The sequence below is a fragment of the Candidatus Woesearchaeota archaeon genome, assembly GCA_016928155.1.
Classification (GTDB): Archaea; Nanobdellota; Nanobdellia; order Woesearchaeales; family JAFGLG01; genus JAFGLG01.
Genome location: JAFGLG010000002.1, coordinates 94,698 through 106,955, shown reverse-complemented (window position 1 = coordinate 106,955; position 12,258 = coordinate 94,698). Strand labels below are relative to the sequence as shown.

The window sequence follows — 12,258 nt, the reverse complement described above, 5'->3', positions numbered from 1 at the left end:
GATTTTTTTTCTGCTCATTTCGGGTATTTCTCCTTTAGATAGTGGAGTTTGCAGTTTCCGACTGGGCGGACAACTATGGTTTCTGCCCCTTCTAGCTTCATCAGTGCCATGGATGTTGTTATCCTTGACACTTTGGTTATCTCAGAAAGTTCTTGGATTGTCAATCCTCTGGTATCTTTTGCAAGTATCTGTTGGATTTCTTTGATGACTTTCTCAATTTTCATGCCACAAAAAAGTATACACTAATATTTAATATTAATGTATATTTTTCTTGATTTCCTTTTAGGAGTCAGATTTCAGGGTTATCATGGCTTGTCAAGTTTTGAAAAATTCATATTCCCTAACAAGTGGTAAAACCCCAGAATTTTGGCTTTCTAGCCTGTAATTCAACAATCTTTATATATGCCAACTTATTCCTTCCTCACTAGTACTCAACGTGCTTTATTATGAGCAAGTAAAGCCATCGAGATACTATTTAATAATAATCAATATGGCCCTTTTAGGGGGATTTTGGGGGGTAGAAAATGAGGAAACTAGCATTGTTTTTGTGTGTATTGTTAATCATGAGCTTCTCAGCCTTGGGTGCTGTCATCACGATAGACTCACCTGCTCAGGGAGAGGTTCTTGATATCGATACTGTCACAATCCAGTTTACAGGAGATTTCAATGTTCCGCGGGTGTATGTGCAGATGGATGGTAATCCGTCTGTATTTCTAGCCACACCATTTGCTGATGGTTTGACTGAGACATATGTTTTTCCCGGGACATTTGCTGATGGTCAGCACACAGTTAATGTCTGGATGGCTTCATCAGGCGGCACCAATTACTGCACTCTTGACCAGTACCCAGATGCATGTGACAGCGTCACTTTCACCATCAACACAGGCCAGATAACTGATGCTGACAGCGACGGATATGATGCAGTCGCTTATGGTGGCGATGACTGCAATGACAATGATCCGGATGTCAATCCGGGTGAGACCGAGATAATGGGTAACGGCAAGGATGATGATTGCGATCCTTCTACTCCTGACAGTGATGATCCGCCGGCAGGTCTTTTTTTCACACAGCTTACATTGAATGATTATTCTGTGGATCCAGCTACTTGCTGGCCAGGTCCTGCATGTTCAGATCCTGCCCAGAATATAAATATTGCAAGCGATGCTAGGGAAGATGAGGGTGGTTTGGTTTCCTGTGCACTGAAGCTTTTCAATCCGAGCGGTGCTGAAGTTACCAGAGGGACAGGCTGGGAGATCAATGGTCTTGTCCAGCCTGACTGCACTGCAACTATTTGGGTGAAGGATACACCTGATACGCCTGCAGGTAAATTCAGGCTTCAGGCCACTGTGACAGGAAGCTCTGAGTCAAAGACTGTATCTGCATTCTTTGCTTATGGCCACTTCAAGCCCATAATAAATTCAGTTTCCCACACACCTCTGGAGCCAGGCCATAATGATGATGTGATTGTCGGAGCATCTGCTTTCGGCTATCATGACACCCTGTCTGGCGTGGTCAAGTACACAGTAAATGGCGGTGCACAGCAGGTTGTGGCAATGACAAAGAGCATGTTTGACTTCACAGCAAATATCGGCAAGTTCCTGCCTCAGGATGTTGTTTCGTACAGGGTTGAGATTGCTGATTCAGCCCAATCCATATACAAGACAACAAGCGATCCAGTCCAGTTCACTGTCGTGAATTCCTGCGATGTCGCTCCTCTTTGCGACAACCAGGTCGGTGTCTGCGCAGGATCTGTCAAGGATGTTTGCACAGATGGTGAGTGGGATGCCTGCACACAGGCCACTTATGCAGCCCACAGCGTTGATTATCAGGCTGATGAGTCCGTCTGCGACGGCAAGGACAATGATTGCGACGGCCAGACTGATGAGGGCTTTGATGCTGATGGCGATAATTATGTCCCTGAAGCTGCATGCTCTGGTCTGAGCGTCTATGATTGCGATGACACAGATCCGGATGTAAATCCAGGAGCAGCAGAGATCCCTTTCAACGGCATTGACGATGACTGCAATCCTGCAACATCGGATACAGAATGCGATAGGGACAGTGATGGTTATGACCAATTTGTTCCAGGATTCTGCGAGCCTGTGCTCATTGACTGCAACGATGACAATCCGAACATAAATCCAGGGAAGTCAGAGACTCCATACAATGGTTTGGATGATGACTGCAATCCTGCGACATTGGACGATGACCTTGATCAGGATGGTCTGGTATTGGCTTCAGATTGCGACGATGATAATGCCTCGGTAGGATCAACAGCCACAAGGGACTGCGGAGTCGGCAACATAGGCATCTGCACTCTCGGCACTCAGACCTGCACAGCAGGCGCATGGAACAATGACTGCGATGCCGTGATGCCTCAGAATGAGATCTGCGGGAATGGCATTGACGAGGACTGCAATGGTGCTGACAAGAAATGTTCATCAGGCGGCAGTTCGCCTTTGGTCATGAAAGGGGGATCTCCTTTGGTCATGAAGGGAGGATGGACAGGGCCTAAGACAGATTTCCTGCCAACCTATCCGAATGCAAAGCACTATTATCCTGAGGTCAGTGCGCCGTCCCTCCTTACTATGAGCATCGACAAGGCAGACATTCCTGTCACTCAGCTCGAGGTCTCGGTCCAGAAGGCCAGCCAGAGGGTTGATATGGTTGTAGGTGTTCCTGCCAAGCCATTGAAAGCCTCAGAATTAGGCAATGTCTACAGGTATCTTATTGTTGAGCACGAGAATCTTGATGACTCCGCCGTACAGGGAGCAAGGTTCAGGTTCAGGGTGGACAATGCCTGGATGCAGCAGAATGGCTTCAAGGCTGAGGACATAAGGCTTTATAGGTATACAGACTCTTGGACAGAGCTCGAGACCCAATCTCAGGGAAGCAACTCAGATTACACTATGTTCTGGGCTGATGCTCCTGGTCTCTCAGAGTTCGCCATTGCAGGGAAGAAAGCCCCTGCTCCGGCTCCAGAGCCCGTAGCTGAACCAGAGCCTCAGGTCGAGGATGTTCAGGTTGTCGAGGAGATCGATGACTCAGCTTCCAGGAAGATCACTGCATTGCTTGTGGTCCTTGGTGTGCTTGTCATAGCTGTTGTCGGTTATCTGTCCCTGAAGACACCTGAGGATGAGAAGCCAGGCAAGAAGAAGTAATAATTTTTTTTTGCTCTTTTTTCTTGACAAAATATATAAATTGATTCTGGATTATGATTCTGATGATAGGATTTTTAAGATTTCCCCGGCTTCCTAAAGCTGACAGGCTTTATGTCAGGACTGCATTCCTTGTGACCACCATCATAAGGATGATATTGGTTGTTGCAGTTGTCAGTTCTGTCTGGCAGAGGGAATGGTTCACTCTTTTTCTCTCTTTCTCCACTTTTGTCCTGACTTTCCTGCCTGCTCTTATCAAGAGGAATTATTACATAACCCTGCCCATTGAGCTTGAGCTGGTTGTCATCATATTCCTTTTCTCTTCGATATTCCTCGGAGAGGTCCATGGTTATTATACGAAGTTCTGGTGGTGGGACCTGGTCCTCCACTGCTCATCTGCAATTGTGCTTGCTTTCCTGGGTTTCATGATAGTTTATTCCTTGTACATCTCCAGGAAGATTATATTAGACCCATTCTTTGTAGCATTGTTTTCTTTCTCTTTCGCTCTAAGCATCGGTGCTCTTTGGGAGATTGTCGAGTTCACTGTCGACTCGACTCTCGGGTTTAATATGCAGAAGTCCGGCCTTGTTGACACCATGTGGGACCTGATCATCGATGCCTGCGGCGCCCTGGTGGTTTCGACAGCGGGCTATTTTTATGTGAAGTCAGGTCATCTCAAAGGCTTCAATCTGCTCCTGGAGAAGTTTGCGAAGGTGAATCCGAAGCTTTTTAATAAGGGATGATGATATTTCGCTACCTTTAAAAAGGTCTTTCTTATTTTTCTGTCTCATGGCAGTCATCAGAAGCCCTATTTGTGCATTTTTGGGGCATGTGGACCATGGAAAGTCTTCAATACTTGATAAGGTTAGAGGTTCCTGTATTGTTGATGCAGAGGCTGGTAAGATCACCCAATCCATTGGTGCATCCATAATACCTTTGGATGTCATAAGGCAGAAGTGCGGTTCTCTTCTCAAGGCCTTGAAGATGGATTTCACGATCCAGGGCCTGCTGTTCATCGACACACCTGGTCATGCTGCATTCACCACACTGAGGAAGCGTGGCGGTTCATTGTCAGACATCGCGATTGTCGTGATTGACATGAATGAGGGTTTCAAGCCCCAGACAGTTGAGGCCATTGAGATTCTCAGGGCTTCAAAGACCCCTTTCATAATTGCCGCAAATAAGATTGATCTCGTGCCTGGGTGGAGGTCATATGAAGGTCCTCTCCTGGCTCAGATTGCCCAGCAGTCTGATGATGCCAGGACAAAGGTAGATACCAAGCTGTATGAGCTTGTCGGCCAGATCAATGAGAGGTTCGGCATGAATTCTGAACGCTTTGATCGCGTCGAGGATTACACTTCCCAGATTGCGATTGTCCCTTGCTCTGCCAAGACCGGTTCTGGTATCCCTGAATTGTTGATGGTCATTGCAGGGTTGGCCCAGAGATACCTTGAGAAATCCCTGAAGATTGATGTGGATGGCGCTGCAAAAGGCACAATAATGGAAGTCAAGGAGTCAAAGGGCATGGGCAAGACTCTTGATGTCATAATATATGATGGTGCTCTGAAGGTCAATGACACTATTGTCATAGGGACTCTTGGAGAGCCCATTGTGACGAAAGTCAGGGCTCTTTTCCAGCCAGCACCTCTTGCTGAGATGCGCGACAGGAAGTCGAAGTTCTCTCCTGTGAAATCAGTGAGCGCAGCTATCGGTGTGAAGATTTCTGCGCCTAATATAGAGGCTGCGATCTCTGGCATGCCGATTGTCTCCTGCAATCCTGAGGATGTTGACAGGGTCAAGGAGGATATCAGGCAGGAGGTTGATGAGGCTTTGTTGAGCACTGAGAAGAATGGCATCATCATCAAGGCTGATACTCTCGGCAGCCTTGAGGCTATGCATCATCTGCTCAAGGAGAAAGGCATCCCTATAAGGAAAGCTGCTATCGGCCATATATCCAAGAAGGATGTCTCTGAGGCAGAATCGAATTTTGAGGAGGATCCCCTCACTGCAGTGATTCTTGGTTTCAATATCTGCATGGACCTTGATGTCAAGGAGACTGATCATTGTAAGATATTGCTGAATGATGTCATCTATCGTCTGCTTGAGGATTATGAGAAGTGGAAGCAGGAGAGGTCAGGTGCCATGGAGAAGTCTCAGCTTGAAGGTCTTGTCAGGCCTTGCAAGCTGATGCTGATGGCAGGTTATGTGTTCCGCCAGAACAATCCTGCGATTGTCGGCACTGAAGTCACTGAAGGCACTGTGAAGTCAGGCATGCAATTGATGAAGCCTGATGGAAAGCCATTCACAACAATAAAATCACTGCAATTAGAATCCAAGACAATCTCTTCTGCTGACAGGGGCAAGCAGGTCGCAGTCGCCTATGAAGGCGTCACAGTGGGAAGGCAGATAAATGAACGAGATATACTTTATTCTTTCATCCCAGAGGAGGATTTCAGGAAGCTGAAGGACCTCAAATCGCTCCTGAAGCCCGCTGAGATAGCGCTTCTCAAAGAGATTGCTGATATCATGAGGAAATCAAACCCTTTATGGGGTGTCTAGCACTTCCCTAGATAGAGATTATGCTTTGCCTGCAGTATTGTTGCCTTAATTGTCCCTTTGTCTTTTGAACATCCGATCAAAGAGATGGCTCTCCCATCAAGAGCACCGATTCTCTCATTCAGATATCTCCCCCCGCACAGGACCTGCACCTGCACCTTATCACCTTTCCTGCAGACCATCGGGAGCTCTTTTGTCTCCTTTATTTTGCCAAGAGGCTTCAAGAGCTTGACTCCAGTCTCCTCCTCAAGCTTTTTCATGTTTTCAAAGAATTCATCCCAGCTGATCTCCGGAGCAGGATTCCTGCCGCGTTTGTTCTTGCAGAATTTCTGGATAGACACCTCAAGGCCGAGTTTCTTGCCTAACAGCGCAAGTTTCTTGATGTCGTCATCATTCATCCCATTGACCCATACTGGTGTTATCATGACCGGAAGCCTTTCCTTTGCATAATTGAGATTCTTGAGGACCACATCAATATTATAGCCAGAGCCCATCATCAGTTTTGATGTCATGAAGCCGTTCTTGTTATGCTTGCTCTTCTCCTGTCTCTCCACACCGACACCTGACATAGAAACCGAGATCTTTATCTCTTTGCCGTATCTCTCTGCAATGTCAGATAAGCAGTCTGTCAGCGGAGAGTTGAACAATACTCCATTTGTCACGATGTGTATATCAGAGACAAGCTCATGTGAGAGCATCTCATCGCAATAAAGCGCCAGTTTTGCATATAGTGTGGGCTCTCCGTGGGGGTTTATCCATATGCTCACCGGTGTTCCCTTGAATTCAAGCAGCTTGACAGTCTCAGCAATCAGATAATCAACATCAACAACAAAATCAGCTTGCTTATTGGAGGAACAGCCTTCATTCACTGAGCAAAAACTGCAGTCTGCATTGCAGTTCGTGATGGGCTTGACCTCTATCATCTCGCTTCCCTTGTCAACAATGCCCAGGAAATTAAGTCCAATCAAAGGCAAGCCAAGATCCTCATCGACATATACTGCTTTATTCCCATTCAGAGAAAACTGAAGTTCTGTCTTATGCCTGCGGAAGAATCGCATGAATCTTTTCGAGGCTGCATCATCATCAAGATTTCCTATGCTTATCCTGTTCTCTTTTATTTGGTAATCACCTATCTCATCCAGCTCTTCTTTGTTGAATTCTTTGTAGAACAGGTTATACACTGTCACTTTCACTTTTCCATCCTGCTCTATGAACTTAATATCTTTTATTTTTAGCATGTTTCACTGGATTGTATATGTCTATAAAAATTTTCCTCCTCCGTAGGCGCATATGCTGCCTGAATATTGTAAAATATGTTGCTTAACTATGGTAAATTATTTAAATGACCTCATACTTAACGATTGTAAAATGACTCATGTCATGCCTCAGGAGATTGAAGTCTGGTATCTTCTTCCTTCTATCAGGAAAGCCCTTGCCAAGTCATTTGTGCATGATTTCCAGCTCAAGCAGAAGGACGCAGCCCGATTGCTTGGCATCACAGAGGCTGCTGTCTCGCAGTATCTGAAGGACAAAAGGGGCGCGGAGATTAATTTTACGATTGCCGAGAAAGATAGGATAAGGAAGACAGCCCGCAGCATCATTGATGATGGGAAGAATGTGATGAAGCTCATCTATGATCTGTGTGCCAGTTTCAGGGGCTCAAAGACTTTGTGCTGCATCCATAGGAAGCATGATAAGTCCTTGCCTAAGAATTGCAGGATATGCCTGGGTGGTTGATATGCGGTATGTTGCTTTGCTGATATTCTTGATTTTCATTGTTGCATGTTCTCCTGCGGGATTGCCTGATGAGAATACAGCTCAGGATATTTCTGACCCTGCCAAGGATAAGAAGCAGGAGCTGAAGACTACTTTTTATCCTGACAACGAGTCAGGTCTTGACCCTGCGATGGTCATTGGAGGGATTGCTATGTATCAGATTGCAGAGCACGATTCTGCTGATGATTGCTGGATGGCTGTCAATGGTGAGGTATTTGATGTAACTGGTTTCATCTCAAGCGGTGCTCATCCTGGAGGGGATGCTATCCTTGAAGGCTGCGGGACTGATGCGACCACGCTTTTCGAGGCAAAGCCCGGTGATGGTCAGCCCCATTCTGGCAAGGCTCTTCTGAAGCTTGATGAATTCTATATCGGAGAATTGCAGTAAGACATTTATTTTCTCTATTTTTCTCTATTTCATCTCTATGACGGATATCTCTGATCTTGATCCAAGTCTCATCGGCGGTCCCCAAGTCCCTGCCCCCGGAGAGAGATAGAGGTGCATGTCCCCGACCTCATACAGGCCTTTCACATATCTGAAGAACAGCCTCACCATGATGTCGAATGGCCATATCTGGCCATTGTGCGTGTGGCCGGAGAGCATCAGGTCAACTCCTGCTTCTGATGCCTCTTTCACCCCTATCGGCGTATGATATAGCAGTATTGTGGTCTTTTTCTTGTCTATATCCATATTCTTGAGATGATGGATGTTGTTCTTGAGGTCATTTGTAGGGTTGTCTATCCCTATGATCTGCACCCCGCCGGCTTCTGTCATCTCATTCCTGAGTACTGTCACATTCAGTGATCTCACCATTTCCACTATCTTGTCTGTCTCAAGGTAGGTCTCATGGTTTCCAGTCACAAAGTACACTCCAAGGCGTGCCTTCAGGTCTTTCAGGGGCATTATCAGTTCCTTATTGACTCCGTCGCTTCCGTCGAACAGGTCTCCTGTTATTGCCACAATATCAGGTTCTTGTTCATTCGAGATTCTGACAATCTTCTTCAGGTATCTTGATGTGTGTATTGTGCCGACATGTATGTCTGATAGCTGCACTATCTTCAGCTCATCATCCCCTGGCACGCTTATTTTCTTGATGTTCAGCTGTGTGGCATTGAACATTGAATATCCTGACACCAGTATCACTATTATCAGGGCTATCAGGCCGATTAGTTGGTAGTTGAAGCTTGATTTTGCTATGAGTGAACCCAGATGGGCAAGATCCAATAATGCGAATGCCACTATCATGAAGAACAATACCCCTAGGTATATTGTGGACATTATGTAAGCATATCTCACTGTATTATGATGCATGAACCGCTCGGTCACGCTGAGCAATGGGAAGCTCAGCCCCAATAATATGATCAATGGCATGAGCCAGGGTCTGCTTCCGAGTATGATGTCAAGCCTTAGATAGGCATAATAGTTCATTGCAGCATAGACCCCCAGGAAGAAGCTGAAGAATATTATGAATTCAAGCATCCTGTTCATTTTATCTGCTCCAGTGCTTTCTCTGGCTCAAAGGCTTCTTTGATGTTTATCATAGGCCTTTCAAGATGCAGTATGTCGTCAAGACCTATCCTGGGACATGCTGTGTTGACCCAGCACTCTATGAAGTTGAAGTTCTCTGTCTGATTAAGGCTTACTGAATCATCCAGGAATATGTATGCTTTCTTTCCTTTGGCAGCGATGCCATCCTTGAGCTCTATCGCTTTCTCCAGGAACTGCTGGCCCGGTTTTGTCGTCACCATGATGCCGATGTTCTTTGCAGACATGAATCTCATTACGTTCGCCTTGTATTTTGCAAGATTTTTCTTGACTTCCAGAGGCTTGATTATCCTCATCTTCTCTGCTGCAGGATTCCATGTGATTATCTCTTTTTTCTTATCTGTATGCATCTGTGCTAGCAGTAGCGCCTGGGGGTGGAACATGCCGTCCCCTATATAGAGGATTGCATCAGCTTCTGGGATTATGCCTTTTGCAAATGAATCAGGGTAGCAGTCGCATCCTAGTATCTGCTCTTCTTCATCTGTCCTTTTTGCTTTTGTTGTCCTTATCTCTATCCCCCGGGAGCGCAGCTGCTGCTTCACAGTGTCAAGGTTCAGGAACTGCACTGAAGCGAACAGCGCCACTGAGTTTGCATACTCTTCGAGGTATTCAATCACTTCTTCCCCTAGCTTGATCTCCTTGTCCCACTTTGCATCCATGAAGATTATGCCCATCACCATTCCTCCTTATGGAATATACTGTGGCCGTATTGCACTATCAGGTCGACACCCAGGGCTTTTACATCTGGTATGTCGCATCCGCCATAGCAGCTCCCTAGCCACACAAACACTTCGACCGCTGAATATTTCTGCAGCTCATCGACTATCTCCTTCGCCTTTGGCTTGAGCCCGTCAGGCAGCTGCAGCAGCACTCTCTTCGCATTCCTTTTCCTGATCTCCTCTTTCAGCCTGTTGATCTCAAGATCATACATATTCGAATGCCTCTGGCATCAGTCTGTTGTAATCTGCGGCTTCTTCTCCTGCTTCAATAAGATGGAAGAACCTCTTGAAGTCTATCCACGTGTGCCATCTGCCATCCTTCTTAAATTTTTTCTTTGCCAGGCACACGACCCTTGATGGCTCATGCTCTGATGCTATCTCATAATCCGGCAGGTATTCGATCAGCTTCTTGGTGAATTCCATGACCTCATGATGGTATGGCATGTTCTCGAGCTTCAGCCTCTGCCTTGACGCTCCGACAAACATGTATGCCTTGGCCTCTACAAAGTCAGGGTCCCCTTTCTTTATCAGCTCTGCATATCCTTGCGGTTCTGTCATGTTCATGTCCTTTACCATCGTGAGCCTTATGCATGTCCTGTGCTTTTTTTTGGCCAGATTTTCAAGGCTTTTGTGCAGTCTCTCCCAATAGTCAGGGAACAGCGGCTTTTCGATCTCTTTCAGGAGTTCCTTGTTCGGCGCCCCGATGCTCAGGTAGAGCTGTGTCACAGGTCCCAGGTTGTTTATCTCTTCATGGTATTGTGCGTTTGTCACGAGGAATGTCGATATCTTGCGTCTGTGGAATTCTGATATTATCTCATTGATCTTCGGGTATATTATCGGCTCTCCGGTCAAGGACAGGGCGACATGCCTGATATTTTTGGATCTCTCATAAGCTCCCATATTCACCTTCTTGTATCCTTTCAGTCCTGCGAGCAGGTCGTGATGCTCTTCCATGCATCCATCAATGATGGTGTTGGGTTCATCTATAGGTCCTTCCCATTTTATTGATACTGGTGCTTTGTATCCTCTCCAGCAGAATTGGCATCTGTTGGCGCATGATAATGCTGTGGTCATCTGCAGGCACTGGTTGCTCATTATGCCGTAGAATCTCTCCTTGTAGCAGCATCCTTCCCCTTTTATCATCTTCTTTGTCCAGCCACATATCTTCACAGCGCTGTGGTTCCCTACAAGGCGGTATTGCTGCTTTTCAAGCTCCTTTCTTGTTTCATCATTCAGCATGCCTTAAAGTGAAAGCTCGCCCCTTTTATATATTGTGGTTTATAAAGCCCTTCTATATCTTTCATCTGCTCGCTTCCAATCAACCATATTCCACCAGGCTTTGATATACTCCGGCCTCTTGTTCTGATATCTGAGGTAGTATGCGTGCTCCCAGATATCTAACCCTATGAGAGGCATCTTTCCCTTGCTTATAGGACTGTCTTGGTTTGCTGTGATGGTTATCTCGAGTTTCCCTTTGTCCGCAACTAACCACGCCCATCCGCTGCCGAATATTATTGCTGCTGCATTTGAGAATTCTTCTTTGAATTTCTCGAAGCTTCCCCATTTCTTCTGGATGTCGTCTCCTAGCTTTCCGCCGGGTTTTCCCCCACAGTCAGGTCCTATCACTTTCCAAAAAAGGGAGTGGTTATAATGCCCCCCTCCATTGTTTCTTACAGCAGTCCTGATCCTCTCCGGCACCTTTTCCAGGTGCATCAGCAGCCCTTCTGCAGTCATGCTCTCGAACTCTGTGCCTTTGACTGCTTCATTCAATTTGTCTACATATCCCTGATGGTGCTTTGTGTGGTGGATCCTCATTGTCTTTTCATCGATATGCGGCTCAAGTGCATCATATCCATAATCCAGTTTTGGCAGTTCATGCATCTCATTCACCCCCTTTCATGGATTTATTAACAATTGTTAATATATCCTGGTATAAATGGATTTCCCTTTTCAAGGCCGTGCATATGGAAACATTTATAAATAATAAACTATTGTTAAGTAAAATGAAGAACCGCACAGTGGGATTGTTGATTATAGGCATTGCAGTTTTGATAGGATTTATTGTATACCTATTCAACAGGGCCTTGACTGATATTGTCAATGCATCCTGTACCCATGGATCAGAATGTCCCATGTGGCAGACCCTTGATGTCCAGACAAATATAGGTATTGTGATCATGGTCTTTGTTATTATCGGAGGTATCTATCTGGTGTTATGGGGTGACAAGGAATCATTCGATAAAAAGCCCCGGAAAGCCCTTCCAAAGGATCTCAGCAATGATGAGAAGCTCATCATGGCTGCCCTGGCATCTTCTGATGGCACCATTTTCCAGTCAGACCTGGTCGAGAAGACTAATATGAGCAAGGTCAAGGTCACTAGGCTTCTTGACAGGCTTGAAGGTAAAGGTCTGATAGAGCGCAAGAGGCGCGGCATGACCAATGTGGTTGTTCTCAAGCACTGAATCTGTTCTTATGGCAATGAAACTGGTTTCATACAATATAT

The 12,258-nt window shown here is 46.0% G+C and carries 13 protein-coding genes and 2 pseudogenes; 8 read left to right on the top strand and 7 right to left on the bottom strand.

The features are described 5' to 3' along the window. Positions 1–14 precede the first annotated feature (14 nt). On the bottom strand, positions 15–224 hold the full coding sequence (locus JW968_00775; protein MBN1385492.1) for a hypothetical protein: 210 nt from the start codon (positions 222–224) through the stop codon (positions 15–17). A gap of 300 nt (positions 225–524) precedes the next feature. On the opposite strand from JW968_00775, the pseudogene JW968_00770 reads away from it, so the two are divergent. The 5 genes and pseudogenes from JW968_00770 to infB all read left to right on the top strand — a co-directional run bounded on the left by JW968_00770 (position 525) and on the right by infB (position 5,717). Further along, positions 525–1,040: pseudogene (locus JW968_00770) on the top strand (putative metal-binding motif-containing protein). A gap of 897 nt (positions 1,041–1,937) precedes the next feature. Beyond that, positions 1,938–2,042, top strand: a pseudogene (locus JW968_00765) (hypothetical protein). A 330-nt stretch (positions 2,043–2,372) separates the two neighbouring features. Beyond that, positions 2,373–3,161, top strand: a complete 789-nt coding sequence (locus JW968_00760; protein ID MBN1385491.1) for a PGF-pre-PGF domain-containing protein — start codon at positions 2,373–2,375, stop codon at positions 3,159–3,161. Positions 3,162–3,223: 62 nt separating this feature from the next. Next, a complete protein-coding gene (locus JW968_00755; protein MBN1385490.1) occupies positions 3,224–3,901 on the top strand; it encodes a hypothetical protein in 678 nt (225 codons plus the stop codon). A 46-nt stretch (positions 3,902–3,947) separates the two neighbouring features. Then, positions 3,948–5,717 carry a translation initiation factor IF-2 gene (gene infB, locus JW968_00750; protein MBN1385489.1) on the top strand — a complete coding sequence of 590 codons (1,770 nt, stop codon included), beginning with the start codon at positions 3,948–3,950 and terminating at the stop codon, positions 5,715–5,717. On the opposite strand, the gene JW968_00745 is transcribed toward infB, so the two are convergent. Beyond that, positions 5,714–6,952 (bottom strand): radical SAM protein, encoded by a 1,239-nt coding sequence (locus JW968_00745; GenBank protein ID MBN1385488.1) that lies wholly within the window; start codon positions 6,950–6,952, stop codon positions 5,714–5,716. The genes infB and JW968_00745 overlap by 4 nt on opposite strands. A gap of 130 nt (positions 6,953–7,082) precedes the next feature. On the opposite strand from JW968_00745, the gene JW968_00740 reads away from it, so the two are divergent. Continuing rightward, complete coding sequence (locus tag JW968_00740) at positions 7,083–7,451, top strand: transcriptional regulator (protein ID MBN1385487.1); 369 nt, start codon at positions 7,083–7,085, stop codon at positions 7,449–7,451. Beyond that, on the top strand, positions 7,405–7,878 hold the full coding sequence (locus tag JW968_00735; GenBank protein ID MBN1385486.1) for a hypothetical protein: 474 nt from the start codon (positions 7,405–7,407) through the stop codon (positions 7,876–7,878). Before JW968_00740 ends, JW968_00735 begins: the two co-directional genes overlap by 47 nt. Before the next feature lie 24 nt (positions 7,879–7,902). On the opposite strand, the gene JW968_00730 is transcribed toward JW968_00735, so the two are convergent. Genes JW968_00730 through JW968_00710 form a run of 5 tightly spaced genes read right to left on the bottom strand, consistent with a single transcriptional unit; the run spans position 7,903 to position 11,636 of the window. Next, the gene (locus tag JW968_00730; protein MBN1385485.1) at positions 7,903–8,979 is read right to left on the bottom strand and encodes a metallophosphoesterase; all 1,077 of its coding nucleotides are present in this window, start codon (positions 8,977–8,979) and stop codon (positions 7,903–7,905) included. Then, on the bottom strand, positions 8,976–9,710 hold the full coding sequence (locus JW968_00725) for a diphthamide synthesis protein (protein ID MBN1385484.1): 735 nt from the start codon (positions 9,708–9,710) through the stop codon (positions 8,976–8,978). The genes JW968_00730 and JW968_00725 overlap by 4 nt, the downstream gene beginning before the upstream one ends. After that, the gene (locus JW968_00720) at positions 9,710–9,967 is read right to left on the bottom strand and encodes a diphthamide synthesis protein (protein ID MBN1385483.1); all 258 of its coding nucleotides are present in this window, start codon (positions 9,965–9,967) and stop codon (positions 9,710–9,712) included. The genes JW968_00725 and JW968_00720 overlap by 1 nt, the downstream gene beginning before the upstream one ends. Beyond that, positions 9,960–10,994: a 4-demethylwyosine synthase TYW1 gene (locus JW968_00715; protein MBN1385482.1), complete on the bottom strand. Its 1,035-nt coding sequence runs from the start codon at positions 10,992–10,994 to the stop codon at positions 9,960–9,962. Before JW968_00715 ends, JW968_00720 begins: the two co-directional genes overlap by 8 nt. 39 nt (positions 10,995–11,033) lie before the next feature. Next, entirely contained in the window at positions 11,034–11,636 is a 603-nt protein-coding gene (locus JW968_00710) for a superoxide dismutase (protein ID MBN1385481.1), read from the bottom strand. Between the two features lie 122 nt (positions 11,637–11,758). Between JW968_00710 and JW968_00705 the strand changes: the two genes are divergently transcribed. Beyond that, positions 11,759–12,217: a MarR family transcriptional regulator gene (locus JW968_00705; protein MBN1385480.1), complete on the top strand. Its 459-nt coding sequence runs from the start codon at positions 11,759–11,761 to the stop codon at positions 12,215–12,217. The last annotated feature ends 41 nt before the right edge of the window (positions 12,218–12,258 follow it).